15 protein-coding genes and 1 tRNA gene are annotated in these 13,931 nt (G+C 66.9%); 4 read left to right on the forward strand and 12 right to left on the reverse strand.

The features are described from left to right. Nucleotides 1–31: 31 nt before the first annotated feature. Nucleotides 32–1,144: an AI-2E family transporter gene (locus HEQ22_RS06035; RefSeq protein WP_432770292.1), complete on the reverse strand. Its 1,113-nt coding sequence runs from the start codon at nucleotides 1,142–1,144 to the stop codon at nucleotides 32–34. A 119-nt stretch (nucleotides 1,145–1,263) separates the two neighbouring features. Here HEQ22_RS06035 and HEQ22_RS06040 point away from each other — a divergent pair. Together HEQ22_RS06040 and HEQ22_RS06045 are read left to right on the forward strand one after the other, a co-directional pair. Next, nucleotides 1,264–1,348, forward strand: a tRNA-Leu gene (locus HEQ22_RS06040). 90 nt (nucleotides 1,349–1,438) lie between these two features. Beyond that, on the forward strand, nucleotides 1,439–3,466 hold the full coding sequence (locus tag HEQ22_RS06045; protein WP_432770293.1) for a transglycosylase domain-containing protein: 2,028 nt from the start codon (nucleotides 1,439–1,441) through the stop codon (nucleotides 3,464–3,466). On the opposite strand, the gene HEQ22_RS06050 is transcribed toward HEQ22_RS06045, so the two are convergent. Beyond that, nucleotides 3,463–3,729, reverse strand: coding sequence for a hypothetical protein (locus tag HEQ22_RS06050; RefSeq protein ID WP_432770294.1), 267 nt, complete (start codon nucleotides 3,727–3,729; stop codon nucleotides 3,463–3,465). The two genes, HEQ22_RS06045 and HEQ22_RS06050, sit on opposite strands and share 4 nt — an antisense overlap. 107 nt (nucleotides 3,730–3,836) lie before the next feature. Here HEQ22_RS06050 and HEQ22_RS06055 point away from each other — a divergent pair, with 107 nt between their 5' ends. Continuing rightward, on the forward strand, nucleotides 3,837–5,300 hold the full coding sequence (locus HEQ22_RS06055; RefSeq protein WP_432770295.1) for a helicase HerA domain-containing protein: 1,464 nt from the start codon (nucleotides 3,837–3,839) through the stop codon (nucleotides 5,298–5,300). A gap of 3 nt (nucleotides 5,301–5,303) precedes the next feature. On the opposite strand, the gene aguB is transcribed toward HEQ22_RS06055, so the two are convergent. From aguB to rpsD, 4 genes are all read right to left on the reverse strand, one after another. After that, nucleotides 5,304–6,155, reverse strand: a complete 852-nt coding sequence (gene aguB / locus HEQ22_RS06060) for an N-carbamoylputrescine amidase (protein ID WP_432770296.1) — start codon at nucleotides 6,153–6,155, stop codon at nucleotides 5,304–5,306. A 7-nt stretch (nucleotides 6,156–6,162) separates the two neighbouring features. Continuing rightward, a complete protein-coding gene (locus HEQ22_RS06065; protein ID WP_432770297.1) occupies nucleotides 6,163–7,140 on the reverse strand; it encodes an agmatine deiminase family protein in 978 nt (325 codons plus the stop codon). Between the two features lie 124 nt (nucleotides 7,141–7,264). Beyond that, complete coding sequence (locus tag HEQ22_RS06070) at nucleotides 7,265–8,962, reverse strand: M28 family metallopeptidase (protein WP_432770298.1); 1,698 nt, start codon at nucleotides 8,960–8,962, stop codon at nucleotides 7,265–7,267. Nucleotides 8,963–9,078: 116 nt separating this feature from the next. Continuing rightward, nucleotides 9,079–9,690, reverse strand: coding sequence for a 30S ribosomal protein S4 (gene rpsD / locus HEQ22_RS06075; RefSeq protein WP_037510385.1), 612 nt, complete (start codon nucleotides 9,688–9,690; stop codon nucleotides 9,079–9,081). Between the two features lie 201 nt (nucleotides 9,691–9,891). Here rpsD and HEQ22_RS06080 point away from each other — a divergent pair, with 201 nt between their 5' ends. Then, the gene (locus HEQ22_RS06080; RefSeq protein WP_432770299.1) at nucleotides 9,892–10,200 is read left to right on the forward strand and encodes a chorismate mutase; all 309 of its coding nucleotides are present in this window, start codon (nucleotides 9,892–9,894) and stop codon (nucleotides 10,198–10,200) included. Nucleotides 10,201–10,288: 88 nt separating this feature from the next. Here HEQ22_RS06080 and HEQ22_RS06085 read toward each other — a convergent pair whose 3' ends face one another. The 6 genes from HEQ22_RS06085 to rpiB form a co-directional block, all read right to left on the reverse strand. Continuing rightward, the gene (locus HEQ22_RS06085; RefSeq protein WP_432770300.1) at nucleotides 10,289–10,555 is read right to left on the reverse strand and encodes a hypothetical protein; all 267 of its coding nucleotides are present in this window, start codon (nucleotides 10,553–10,555) and stop codon (nucleotides 10,289–10,291) included. 36 nt (nucleotides 10,556–10,591) lie between these two features. Then, nucleotides 10,592–11,317, reverse strand: a complete 726-nt coding sequence (locus tag HEQ22_RS06090; RefSeq protein ID WP_432770301.1) for an RNA methyltransferase — start codon at nucleotides 11,315–11,317, stop codon at nucleotides 10,592–10,594. 64 nt (nucleotides 11,318–11,381) lie between these two features. After that, complete coding sequence (gene nrdR / locus HEQ22_RS06095) at nucleotides 11,382–11,846, reverse strand: transcriptional regulator NrdR (protein WP_432770302.1); 465 nt, start codon at nucleotides 11,844–11,846, stop codon at nucleotides 11,382–11,384. A 3-nt stretch (nucleotides 11,847–11,849) separates the two neighbouring features. Beyond that, on the reverse strand, nucleotides 11,850–12,068 hold the full coding sequence (locus HEQ22_RS06100) for a hypothetical protein (protein ID WP_432770303.1): 219 nt from the start codon (nucleotides 12,066–12,068) through the stop codon (nucleotides 11,850–11,852). Between the two features lie 4 nt (nucleotides 12,069–12,072). Next, nucleotides 12,073–13,380 (reverse strand): serine hydroxymethyltransferase, encoded by a 1,308-nt coding sequence (glyA, locus tag HEQ22_RS06105; protein ID WP_432770304.1) that lies wholly within the window; start codon nucleotides 13,378–13,380, stop codon nucleotides 12,073–12,075. After that, on the reverse strand, nucleotides 13,377–13,841 hold the full coding sequence (rpiB, locus tag HEQ22_RS06110; RefSeq protein WP_432770305.1) for a ribose 5-phosphate isomerase B: 465 nt from the start codon (nucleotides 13,839–13,841) through the stop codon (nucleotides 13,377–13,379). The genes glyA and rpiB overlap by 4 nt, the downstream gene beginning before the upstream one ends. Nucleotides 13,842–13,931 lie beyond the last annotated feature (90 nt).

Here is a 13,931-nt window from a genome sequence, read left to right on the forward strand (position 1 = left end):
GCCTTCCCCTCCCTGGCAGGGAGGGGAGAGTTCAATCCCGCCCCGCGACCTTGATGTCCTTGCCGAGCAGCGTCTTCACATAGACGCGTTGCACCAGCACATAGACGACCACGGTCAGCGGCGCGGCGAGGAGCACGCCGAGGAAGCCGAACAGCACCCCGGCGGCGACGACCGCGAACAGCAGCACCGCGGGCGGGACGTCGACCGCCTGTTTCTGGATCATCGGTTGCAGGAAATTGCCCTGCAATTGCTGGATGACGAGGAACAGCAGCAGCGTCCACAGCGCGGTGGCGGGCGATACGGTGAAGGCGAGCAGCACCGCCGGAAGCCCGGCGATGATCGGGCCGATCATCGGAATGACGTCGAGCAGCCCGGCGATCAGCCCCAGCCCGCCCGCGGCAGGGACGCCGAGCAGCGCGAGCCCGGCCCAGGTGAAGGCGGCGACGACGAGCGACGACACGGCCTGGCCGACCATCCAGCCCTTGAGCCCGCGCGCCGCATCTTCCAGAGCCAGTTTTGCTGTGGGTTCGGCTCTAGCGGGGATCAGCATCAGCAGGCCGCGTTTGTAGGTCGCGGGATCGCTCGCCAGGAAAATCGCCGCGACCAGCACCAGGACGAAGTCGGCAATGCCGCTGCCCGCCGCCAGCGCATAGCCGCCCGCCTGCGACGCCAGCCGCGAAAGATCCTCGCTGCCGACCGCGGCGACGTCGCGCACCTGCGCTCCCAGGCCGAAGCGGTCGAGGAACGCCTCGACCCCCTGCAGCGCGCGCGGCACCTGTTCGCGGATCGTGTCGATTTCGCGCGCGAGCTGCGAGCCGAACAGCGCGAAGACCCCGATGAACAGCGCGACGATGCCGGCGACCGAAAGCGCCAGCGCCCAGCCGCGCGGCATCCTGGTCCGGCGGACAAGCCAGTCGGCGATCGCACCGAAAATCGCCGCGAGCACGATCGCGGCGAACACCAGCATGAAAAACCGCGTCAATGCAATCGCCACCCATGCGGTCGCGACGATCGCCAGGACGACCATGGTTGCTGTCGCGATCCTGGCCGAACTGAAGCCCGACGCGGATGCGCCAGACGCGGATGGGGCGGTGGCGCGCGATGCGCTCGGCTGGGCAGGGGCGGGCTTTTCGGGTTCGGTCATGGCGCCGTCTTATGGGCAATGCTGCTTATCCACTAGACTAAAACCATCATTCTGTGGCAACGGCTCCTCCGCATCGGGTGCCGGCCGGGAATCACGTCCCGCACCGGTGCTGTCCACGGGCCCCTGTGGTGAAATTGGTAGACGCGCCGCACTCAAAATGCGGTTCCGCAAGGAGTGCTGGTTCGAGTCCGGCCAGGGGCACCACGACCGTCATGGCCGCGACGCGGCGGCGACACAGCCGGATTCGCGACATATTTGCATAAAGTGTGTTACGGGTGTAACACGGAGCGAAGAATGAGTGCGTTCCCCCATCCCGATCCGCTCCATCCCGCGCCTGTGGATGCGAACGGCGTAGCGTTGCCGCCGCCCGAAAGCCGGTGGCGCAATCGGCTGCGCTGGATTTCGCGCGGGCTGGGCGCGCTCGTCATCATCCTGATACTGCTCGTCGGCTGGCTGGCGATCACCGCGCCGCTGTCCAAATCGCTCGAGCCGATCGCACCGCCGCAGATCACATTGCTCGCGTCCGACGGCACCCCGATCGCGCGGATCGGCGCGATCGTCGAAAAACCGGTGGTGGCGAGCAAGCTGCCGCGCCATGTGACCGGCGCTTTCCTCGCGATCGAGGACCGGCGTTTCTATACGCATTGGGGCGTCGACCCGCGCAGCATCGCGCGCGCGGTGTGGAGCAACATGACGAGCGGGCGCACCCAGGGTGGCAGCACGATCACCCAGCAGCTGGCGAAATTCACCTTCCTCACGCCGAAGCGCACGCTGGGCCGCAAGGCGCGCGAGGCGCTGATCGCCTTCTGGCTCGAGGCGTGGCTGACCAAGGACGAGATCCTCGAACGCTATCTGTCGAACGCCTATTTCGGCGACAACACCTATGGCCTGCGCGCCGCGTCGCTGCATTATTTCTATCGCCAGCCCGAAAAGCTGACGCCTGCGCAGGCGGCGATGCTGGCCGGATTGGTGCAGGCGCCGTCGCGGCTGGCGCCGACGCGCAATTTCGACCTGGCGGAAAAGCGGATGCGGCTGGTGCTGGGGGCGATGGTCGATGCCGGCTATCTGACCGCGCGCGAGGCGAAGGCGATCCGCACCCCGCGCATCGACGTGCGGACGCGCAACACGCTGCCCACCGGGACCTATTTCGCCGACTGGGCGCTGCCCGAGGCGCGCAAGCTGAGCGATGTCGGCTATGCGCGCCAGACGCTGAAGACGACGCTCGACGCGCGGTTGCAGGCCGCGGCGCGGCGCGTGACCGCGCGCGCCGGGCTGGGCAAGGCGCAGGTCGCGCTCGTCGCGATGCGCCCGAACGGCGAGGTCGTCGCGATGGTCGGCGGCCGCGACTATGCCGCCTCGCCGTTCAACCGCGTGACGCAGGCGAAGCGCCAGCCGGGATCGACGTTCAAGCTGTTCGTCTATCTGGCGGCGCTGCAGGAGGGCTGGGAGCCCGGCGACACGATTCCGAACGGGCCGATCGAGACGGGATCGTATCGCCCCAAAAATTCGGACGGCGTCTACTCGCCGTCGATCACGCTGGAGGACGCGTTCGCGATGTCGAGCAACGTCGCCGCGGTGCGGCTGCTCGGCGAGGTCGGCGACGACAAGGTCATCGCGCTCGCGCGCAACCTGGGGGTCACCGCGCCGCTGCCGCAGGGCGATCCCAGCATGGCGCTGGGGACGTCGAGCATGACGTTGCTCGAACTCACCGCCGCCTATGCCGCGGTCGCCGGCAACGCCTATCCGGTCGAGCCGCACGCCTTTGCGATGGAAGAGACCGGCTGGTTCGCCGACCTGTTTTCGGGGCCCAGCCATTTCCGCTCGCGCGTGCACGACGCTATCGAACAGATGCTCCGCGCGGCGGTCAATCGCGGCACCGGGCGCGCGGCGCGGTTGCCGCAGGCGAATTACGGCAAGACCGGGACGACGCAGGACAGCCGCGACGCGTTGTTCGTCGGCTATGCCAACGGGCTGGTCGTGGGGGTGTGGATCGGCAACGACGACAATTCGCCGCTGGCCGGCGTGTCGGGCGGCGGCCTGCCGGCGCGCATCTGGCGCGATTTCATGGGCGAGGCGACGGGGGCGAAGGCGCGACCGGTTCGTCCCGCCAATCCGCGCGGCCCGGTCGAGCCGCAGGACGTCCCGACGATCAGCGACATCCCGATCGGCGATTCGACGCGCATCGGGATCGACCAGGGTGATGCGGTCATTTCGACCGAAATCAACGGCAGCCGGATCGACCTGCGGCTGCCGATCGACACCCCGCGCCCGCCCGACGAGATTCCGCCGCCCGAGCCGGCGCCGCCGCCCGGGACGCGCTAGGGCGCGCTGTCGGTGGCGCGGCCGACGAGGTCCATGAAATCGCGCGCCGAATTGCGCTCGCCCTCGTCCTTGAAGGCGACGTCGAGGTCGGGCGCGGCGCCGAGCGTGTACATCAGCGTCCACAGCGCGAAGCGTCGGCCGGCATTGGTCTCCAACCCGAAATCGACGCGCATCCGCTCGGTGCCGGCATCGAAGGCGTCGGGGCGCAGCGCGGCGAGGTCGGCGGTGCCGAAATAGCGGCGGAGCAGGTCGTCGAAATCCATCGCGCGACTCTCGGCTGCGCGTCGGCGCTTGGCAAGCGGGCAAAAATCGCCGCACGACCCGGCGCGCTCGGTTGTCATCGAGGGGACGGCCCGGTAGGGCGGGCCGCGTGAACAGCAGCATCGAGATCGGGACCGACACCGCGGGGCAGGCCGTGCGTATCGACGTCCAGGAACTGCTGGCGACGCGATTGCTCGTCCAGGGCAATTCGGGATCGGGCAAGTCGCACCTGCTGCGCCGGCTGCTCGAACAAAGCGCCGGGATGGTGCAACAGGTGATCATCGATCCCGAGGGCGATTTCGTTACGCTTGCCGATGCTTACGCGCATGTCGTGATCAACGCCGGCGATTATGACGAGCGCGAGATCGCGGCGATCGGCGCGCGCATCCGCGAACATCGCGCCTCGGTGGTGCTGGCGCTCGACACGCTGGAGATCGAGGCGCAGATGAGCTGCGCCGCGGCTTTCCTGAACGCGATGTTCGACGCGCCGCGCGCGCACTGGTTTCCGGCGCTGGTCGTCGTCGACGAGGCGCAGATGTTCGCGCCGAGCGCGTCGGGCGACGTGTCCGACGCGGTGCGCCGCGCCAGCCTGAGCGCGATGACCAATCTGATGTGTCGCGGACGCAAGCGCGGTCTGGCCGGGGCGATCGCGACCCAGCGGCTCGCCAAGCTGGCGAAGAATGTCGCCGCCGAGGCGAGCAATTTCCTGATGGGGCGCACCTTCCTGGACATCGACATGGCGCGCGCCGCCGACCTGCTGGGGATGGAACGTCGGCAGGCCGAGGCGATCCGCGACCTCGACCGCGGATGTTTCCTGGGCCTTGGCCCGGCGATATCGCGGCGGCCGGTGTCGGTGCGGATCGGTGCGACGCGGACCGCGACGCAATCGGGCACCCACGCGCTGTTGCCGCTGCCCGCCGCCGAAACCGCCGAGATGCGCACGATGCTGTTCGCGGCGATGGACGGCGCGCCGCCGCCGCCGCTGTCCGCCGCCGAACCCGCGCCGGTCGAAGCGGGTGAACTCATCCGCCGTATCGCCCAGCAGGACGCCGACGCGGCGCCCGCGCCGCCGACCGATCTGGTCGCGGCGGCCGAGGATGCGGTCGATGCCGACGCGGTGGTGACCGCGGCGCTCGAGGAGATGCTCGCCGACCCCGATTGCGCGTTCCATCCCGAAGCCTTTTTGTACCAGGATTTTTCGGTCCGGTGCCGGATGCAGCGGCTGGGCCGGGTGCCGCTCGACCTGTCGGCCTTTCGCCGCCGCTTCGCGCTCGCCAAGGGCGGGATATTCGACCCGTCGGAGCCGCGCTGGGCGGCGCTGCTCGACGCGGCGGTGCGACTGCCCGACGACATGCTGGCGCCGTTCCTGCAGATCGCGCGCGCCGCGATGGAGGGCGAACCCTGCCCCGACGACGACGCGCTCGGCCGCGCCTATGGCACGCGATCGCCCGGACGCATCCGGCGACTGGTGGAGTATATGGAGAAGCAGGGGGCGATCGTCGTGCGGTCGGACTTCGGGGGGCGGCGCTCGATCGGGATTCCGGAGCTGGGGCTGAGCACCGAGGCAGAGTAGCCGTCAAATATCCTCGGCAAGCCGTCCGTAAAGCTGGGGCCGGCGGTCGCGGAAGAAGCCCATGCCGGCGCGGTGCTTGGCGGCGCGGTCGAGGTCGATCATTTCGACCAGCACGCCGGTTTCACTCGCGCCATATTCCTGCGTCAAATCGCCCCATTCGTCGGTGATGAAGCTGTGGCCATAGAAATCGGCATCGCCCTCGGTGCCGATGCGGTTCGCGGCGATGACGGGCATGCAGTTCGACACCGCATGGCCCTGCATCGCGCGGCGCCACATGCGGCTGGTGTCGAGGTCGGCGTCGTAGGGTTCGCTGCCGATTGCCGTCGGATAGAAGAGCAGCTCGGCGCCCATCAGCGCCATCGCGCGCGCGCATTCGGGATACCATTGGTCCCAGCACACCCCGACGCCGATGCGGGTGCCGAACACATCCCACACCTTGAAGCCGGTGTTGCCGGGGCGAAAATAATATTTCTCTTCATACCCCGGGCCGTCGGGAATGTGGCTCTTGCGGTACGTCCCCATGATCGCCCCGTCGGGGCCGATCATCGCGAGGGTGTTGTAATAATGCGGGCCGTCCCGCTCGAAAAAGCTGGTCGGGATCGCGACTTTCAGCTTCGCGGCGAGCGCCTGCATCGCCAGCACGCTGGGATGTTCGGCGGTCGGGCGCGCCGACGCGAACAGCGCCTCATCCTCGACCTGGCAAAAATAAGGACCTTCGAAGAGTTCGGGCGGCAGGATGACCTGGGCGCCCTTCGCGGCCGCTTCCTCGACGAGCGCGGTGACCGCGTCGATATTGGGCTGGACGGGGCCGGGCAGGGTAAGCTGAAGCGCGGCGACGGTGAGGGTACGGGTCATCGCTGCTTTATGCCGGAACCTGCTGGCTCGAACAATGGAAACTGCCGCCGCCGGCGATGATCCCGCGCGCGGGGACGCCGACGGCGCGGCGGTCGGGGAAGAGCGCGGCGAGAGTGTCGATCGCGGCCTGATCGTTGGCGACGCCATAGGTCGGCACGACGACGGTGCTGTTGCCGATGTAGAAGTTCATATAGCTCGCCGCCGCGATCTCACCGTCCATCTCGACGCGGCCGGGCGAGGGAAGGTCGACGATTTCGACCCCGAACGCTTCGGCGCGCGCACGCGCATCGGCGTAAACGGCGGCGTTGGGGTCATCGTCCGTCGCGACGGGCAGGGCGAGCCGTTCTTCGCCGACGAAGCGCGCCAGATTGTCGACGTGGCCGTCGGTGTGGTCGCCGACGAGCCCGTTGCCGAGCCACAGGGTGCGCTCTATCCCGAGCGACTGGTGCAGCCGCGTTTCGATGTCGGCGCGCGTCAGTGACGGGTTGCGGTTCGGGTTGAGCAGGCATTCCTCGGTGGTGACGCAGAGGCCGGTGCCGTCGACATCGATGCCGCCGCCTTCCAGCACCCAGTCACAGTTGCGCGTCGGGAATGCCATATAGGCGGCGATGATCGAACCTATCTCGCGGTCGCCGGGCATGACGAATTTATCGCCCCACCAGTTGAAATCGAAATTGCGCGCTTCCCGCGCATCGCCGGTGCCGACGATGATCGGCCCGGTATCGCGCAGCCAGATGTCGCCGAACGGCAGGATGTGCAGTTCCACCCCCGGATCGACCATCGTTTCGGCCAGATCGGCATTGGCATGATCGCGCACCACCAGCCGCACCGTCTCGCCGCGGCCTTCGTCGTGAACGGCGTTGGCGAAGGCGGCGACGTCGCGGCGGCCGGCGTCGATCTGCCCCGCCCATTCCTCGACCATATGGGGGAAACCAATCCACACCGCTTCGTGCGGCGCCCATTCGGGGGGCATTTTCAGCGTCATGGATCTTCCCGTGTAAAAGCTCGGCCCAACTCCGTTCGCCCTGTGCTTGTCGAAGGGCCGTTCTATTTCCCAATGAAGAAGAACGGTGCTTCGACAAGCTCAGCACGAACGGAGATGGGACGCGTTATTTCGCCGCGCTACGCGACTTGTCGCGGGCGGCGCGGAATTCGTCGCCTTCGTTCCAGTTCGGCCACGCCTCGGTCATCGCGAGCATCCGACCCGCGGCATAATAGAGCCGCAGGTCCGACATCATGCCGTCCCAGTTGGTGATCGCCTCATATTCGTCGGCCGGGGCGTGGTAGCGATTCTTTTCATAATCTTCCGACGCCGCCTTGCCGGCCTCGATGCCGCCGTCGACCAGTTCGTCGCCGCTGCCGAAATTGAACATCGGCACACCGAGCTTGGCGAAGCTGAAATGGTCCGAACGGTAATAGAAGCCCTTTTCGGGGGTCGGTTCTTCCTTGACCGTGCGGCCTTCCATCTGGGCAAGCTTGGCGACATAGGCGTCGAGTTCGGATTTGCCGCTGCCGACGACGACGATATCTTTCGCCGGGCCGACCGAATTGAGCGCGTCCATATTAACCCCGCCGACGGTCTGGGCGAGCGGGTAGACCGGGTTTTCGGCGTAATATTTCGAGCCGAGCAGCCCCGATTCCTCGGCGGTGACCGCGAGGAAGACGATGCTGCGGTCGGGGGCGCCGGCCTGTTTGAACGCCTGTGCCAGCGTCACCAGCCCCGCAATGCCGCTCGCATTGTCGACCGCGCCATTGCAGATGTCGTCGCCGGCGACCGGGGTGCAGCGGCCGAGGTGATCCCAATGGCCGGTGTAGAGCACATATTCCTCGGGCCGCTTGGCGCCCGGCAGCACGCCGATGACGTTGCGCGACATCTTCTTCGAAATCTGATTATCGAAGCCGAAATTCGCCTTCACGCCGGTCAGCGCGACGGGTTTGAAGCCCTTTTGCTTAGCGGCCTCGCGCAGCTTGTCGAAGTCCTGCCCGGCGCTGGCGAACAGCTCTTTCGCCTTGGGAAGCTGGATCCAGCCGTTGGCGAGCGTCTGGTCGGCGCCGCCAGTCTTGCTGTCGGCGAGATATTGGGTGCCGGTGTTGCTGCTTTCCACGACGTTCCAGCCATAGGCGGCGGGTTCGGTGTCGTGGACGATCAGCACCGCCGCGGCGCCCTGGCGCGCGGCTTCTTCATATTTATAGGACCAGCGGCCGTAATAGGTCATCGCGCGGCCGTTGAATTCGCCTTTGGCTTCAGCGGTCTGCCAGTCGGGATCGTTGACTAGGACGACGACGGTCTTGCCCTTCACATCGAGCCCGGCATAGTCGTTCCAGCCCTTTTCGGGGGCGTTGATGCCGTAGCCGACGAACACGACGTCGCTGTCCTTGATTTCGGTTTTCGGCGTTACGCGATAGCTGAACGCGACATAGTCGCTGGCATATTGCGCGGTGACCGGGGTCTTGCCGCCGGTGAAGGTCAGCGGGGTGGCGTTGCTGGCGGTGATTTCGACCAGCGGCACATCCTGCGTCCAGCTACCGTTGTTGCCGGGCTGGAGCCCAGCTTCGGTGTATTTCTTGATGATATAGGCAACGGTCTTTTCCTCGCCCGGCGTCCCCGGCGCGCGCCCCTCATAGGCGTCCGACGACAGTTCCTTGGTCACTTCCTGCAGCGTCGCGAGCGACAGCTCGGGGATTTGGACGTCGGGGATCGCCGACGCATCAACCGTATCGGGCGCCGCCGCCTTGTCGGAGGCGTTGCACGCGGCAACGGACAGGAGGACCGCGAAGGCCGCGGCGGTTCTGGGGAAGCGAAGCATGGAAATTCCTCGGTTTTTCGTGTTCGACCGGGGGCTTGTGCCAGCCGCGGTCGCCCGATGCAAGAAGGGCGGCCCTTGCGGACCGCCCCCCTGAAGTCGTTGCGGTGGAAACCGGATCAGCGCGAATAGAATTCGACGACCAGGTTCGGTTCCATCTTCACCGGGTAAGGAACCTCGTCCAGCGTCGGAACGCGGACATAGGTCGACTTGGTGCCATCGACCGAGAGATATTCGGGCAGGTCGCGCTCGGGCAGGCTCTGCGCTTCGGCGACCAGCGCCATTTCCTGGGCCTTCTTGCCGAGGGTGACTTCGTCGCCCGGCTTCACGAGACGGCTGGCGACGTTGCACTTCACGCCATTCACATAGACGTGACCGTGGCTGACGAGCTGGCGCGCCGAGAAGATCGTCGGGGTAAACTTCGAGCGGTAGACGACGGCGTCGAGGCGGCGCTCGAGCAGGCCGATCAGGTTCTGGCCGGTGTCGCCCTTCATGCGCGAGGCTTCGAAATAATTCTTCTTGAACTGCTTTTCGGTGATGTCGCCGTAATAGCCCTTCAGCTTCTGCTTCGCGCGGAGCTGGATGCCGAAGTCGGACATCTTGCCCTTGCGGCGCTGACCGTGCTGGCCGGGGCCATATTCGCGGCGGTTGACCGGGCTCTTCGGACGACCCCAGATGTTTTCGCCCATCCGGCGGTCGAGTTTATACTTGGCGCTCTGGCGCTTCGACATATGTCGTCTCCAATATGCTGTGTGCCAAAGGATTTTGGCGTGTCCCGGGTCGCACCACAGGAGCTTGCGTCCTGTGCGACCACCGCTTCACCGGGGTGCGGGGTCCATTGCGAAGGCGCGCGACTAGACGGCGAGGGGCGGAAAGTCAAGCGTCGCGCGCGCCGCTCGACAGCGCCGAAAAAGCCGTTAAAGGCAGCGCCCATGACCTCCGACAAACTGCCCGATCACTGCGAAACCATGGCCGAAGTGCGCGCCGGGGTCGATCAGGTCGACCGTGAACTCGTCGCGCTGCTCGTTCGCCGCTTCGGCTATATGGACGCCGCGGCGCGGATCAAGACCGATCGCGGCGCCGTGCGCGACGAAGCGCGCAAGGCCGAGGTGCTCGACAATGTCGCGCGCGAGGCCATCGCCGCGGGGCTCGATCCCGAGCGGCTGCGCGCGGTGTGGGACGAGCTGGTCGAACAGTCGATCGCTTATGAAGCGGCGCGCTGGGACGCCATACGCTCCTGACCCTACAGAAAATCCGGCCATGCCGCGGGGCATGACCGGATCGTCGGTTTCATTAGCCCCGCCGCGGCGGGGCGCGTTCGGTCGGCGCTTAGTTGACGGCGCCGTTGCCGACGTTGGCCTTGAAGCCCTGATCGACGAGGTCGAGCGACTGGGCGCCGTCCTCCGCCTGGCCGTTCCACTGCGCCTCGGTCTTGCAGATGCGGCGGCCGATCGTGCTGCCGGTCATCCGGATGCTCTTGCAGATCTTCTTCGCCTTGACCGGCTTGGCGGTCTGCGTCGCGCCGGTCGGATCGGCGGCGGGGGCGTTTTCGGCGGGCGCTGCGGCGAGCATAAGGGCGAGGGCGAAGGTCATCATGGGAAAGAAGCTCCTGAATTAAGGGTTGAAACGCCCTTAGCGCTTTTTTGCCTTGCGGCCAAGGGCCGTAACGATGCCGTGCATCATTCGCATCTCGTTGCTGGTCCAGCCGGCCTTGGTCAGCGCGGTGCGCAGCGTGCGCAAGGTCGCTGTGGTGCGCGCGGCGGGGAAGAAATAGCCCGCCGTGTCGAGGTCGCGTACGAGGTGCTGGATCAGTTCCTCCAGTTCGGCGTGCGCGGCCGGCGGATCGAGCGGGACGTCGGGTGGGCTCGCCAGATCCTGCCCCTTCGACCATTCATAGGCGAGCAGGATCACCGCCTGCGCGAGGTTGAGCGAGCCGAATTCGCGGTTGATCGGCACGGTGACGATCTGGTGCGCGAGCGCGACGTCGTCGCTGTCGAGCCCCGAGCGTTCGGCACCGAAAATATAGGCCGAGCGCCCCGCGCTGGCGTGAACGGCCTGCGCCGCGGCTTCGGGGGTCAGGACCGGCTTGGTGACGCCGCGTTTGCGGACGGTGGTGGCATAGATGTGGGTGCAGTCGGCGACCGCCTCGGCCAGCGTCGCGAAAACGGTGGCGTCGGCGAGGACGCGGTCGGCACCGGCGGCGGCGGGGCCGGCATCGGGATTGGGCCAGCCGTCGCGTGGGCTCACGAGGCGGAGTTCGGTGAGCCCGAAATTGAGCATCGCGCGCGCGGCTTTGCCGATATTTTCGCCGAGTTGCGGGCGGACGAGGATGATGACGGGGGGAGGGGCGGTTTTCAATTCGGACTTATCCTAATCCCGCATCCCCGAAACGGAGAGAGAGCACGTGGGTTGACGGGCAAAGCTAACTCTTGTGCGCCGCCTCGGTCACCGACGAGGCGAATTCTTCGAAATCCTTTGCCTCGGTGAATTCGCGGTAGACGCTGGCGAAGCGGATGTAGGCGACGCTGTCGAAGCCTTTGAGCGCCTCCATCACCATCGCGCCGATCTGCGCTGCCTTCACTTCGTTTTCGCCCGAGGTTTCGAGCTGGCGCTGGATACCCGACACCAGCCGTTCGATCCGCGCGCCGTCGATCGGGCGCTTGCGGCAGGCGATCTGGACGCTGCGCATCAGTTTTTCGCGGTCGAAGGGTTCGCGGCTGCCGCCCGCCTTGAGCACCGCGACCTCGCGCAGCTGGATGCGTTCGAACGTGGTGAAGCGCGCGCCGCAATCCTCGCACTGCCGCCGCCGCCGGATCGCCGCGCCGTCCTCGGTCGGACGGCTGTCCTTCACCTGGCTGTCTTCATGGCCGCAATAGGGACAGCGCATCGGTCAGCGTTTCACCCGGTTGTAGAGGACGACGGCGGCGCCGACGAGCAGGCCGACCGGCCAGCTCACCATCGGCAGCGCGGCACCCAGCACGGTGCCGATCCCGGCGCCGACGAGGACCGGCCGCGTCGAGGGATGGTCGATTCCCTGCTTGCCCATCGCCTTGACCTCTTCGATCGTCAGTTCGACGAACGTCGGTTCTTCGGGACTCTGGCGTGCCACCCGATCAGCCTTCGTAAATCGGGAAGCGTTCGCACAGGGCGCGGACGCGGCCGCGGACGTTCGCCTCGACATCGGCGTCGCCATGTTCGCCCTTGTCGCGCAGTGCCTCGAGCACATCGGCGACCATGTCGCCAATCTCCTCGAACTCGGCGATGCCGAAGCCGCGGGTGGTTCCGGCGGGCGACCCGACGCGGATGCCGCTGGTCTTCACCGGGGGCAGCGGGTCGAAGGGGATGCCGTTCTTGTTGCAGGTGATCGCGCTGCGCTCGAGCGCTTCGTCGGCGTCGCGGCCGGTGACGCCGAGCGGACGCAGGTCGATCAGCGCCAAATGCGTGTCGGTGCCGCCGGCGACGACATCGGCGCCGCGCGCCTTCAACCGGTCGGCGAGGGCCTGCGCATTGGCGATAGTGGCCTTTGCGTAATCCTTGAACTCGGGGCGCAGCGCTTCACCGAACGCTACGGCCTTGGCGGCGATGACGTGCATCAGCGGACCGCCCTGGAGGCCGGGGAACACCGCCGAGTTGATGCGCTTGGCGATCGCTTCGTCGTTGGTGAGGATCATGCCGCCGCGCGGGCCGCGCAGCGTCTTGTGCGTCGTCGTGGTGACAACATGCGCATGTTCCATTGGCGAGGGGTGGGCGCCGCCGGCGACGAGGCCGGCGAAATGCGCCATGTCGACCATCAGCAGCGCCCCGACGTCATCGGCGATGGCGCGGAAGCGCGCGAAATCGAGGGTGCGCGGATAGGCCGAGCCGCCCGCGATGATCAGCGATGGGCGATGCTGTTTGGCCAGCGCCTCGACCTGGTCGAAATCGACGAGATGGTCGTCGGCGCGCACGCCGTACTGGATCGCGTTGAACCATTTGCCCGACATCGCGGGCGGGGCGCCGTGGGTGAGGTGACCGCCGGCGTCGAGGCTCATGCCGAGGATCGTCGCGCCGGGCTTGGTCAGCGCGAGCATCACCGCGCCGTTGGCCTGCGCCCCCGAGTGCGGCTGGACATTGGCATAGCCGCAGTCGAACAGTTTCTTGGCGCGGTCGATCGCCAGCGTTTCGACCTCGTCCGACGGCGCGCAGCCCTGATAATAGCGGCGGCCCGGATAGCCTTCGGCGTATTTGTTGGTGAAGACGCTGCCCTGCGCTTCGAGCACCGCCTTCGAGACGATGTTTTCCGAGGCGATCAGTTCGATCTGATAGCGTTCGCGTTCGAGCTCATGCTTCATCGCGGCAGCGACCGCGGGGTCGACCGTGCCGACGCCGTCGGAGAAATAACCGGCCGACTTGATCGGCTTCGCGAGCGTGTCTGTGGTCATCGGCTGGTCTCCAGTTGGGCCGGATCGAGGCGGGGATTGGAAAGCTTGTCGACGCGGCGCGCGTGGCGGTCGCCGGCGAAGTCGGTAGCGAGGAAGGCGTCGAGGCAGGCCTTTGCCATGTCGATGCCGGTCAGGCGCGCGCCCATCGCGATGACGTTGGCGTCATTATGCTGGCGGGCGAGGCTGGCGGACAAGGGCTCGGACACGAGCGCGCAGCGGCACGCCGGGTTGCGATTGACCGAGATCGAAATGCCGATGCCCGATCCGCACAGCGCGACGCCGCGGTCGGCGCGGCCGCTGGCGACGGCTTCGGCAAGGCGATAGCCATAGTCGGGATAATCGACGCTGTCGGGGCCGTGCGTGCCGAAATCCTCGACCGCGTGCCCGGCGTCGCGCAGCCAGGCGGCGAGCAGGTCCTTGAGCTCGAAAGCGGCGTGGTCGGAGGCTATGGCGATGCGCATCGGCGCGGCTCCCGCTGGAGAAAGGGAATCGATGAGCGCGCTTTAGGCGAAGGCGCGCCGCTTTGCCATAAGCGAGGTGGCAAATTTGTG

The sequence above is a fragment of the Sphingopyxis sp. genome (assembly GCF_050916055.1).
Classification (GTDB): Bacteria; Pseudomonadota; Alphaproteobacteria; order Sphingomonadales; family Sphingomonadaceae; genus Sphingopyxis.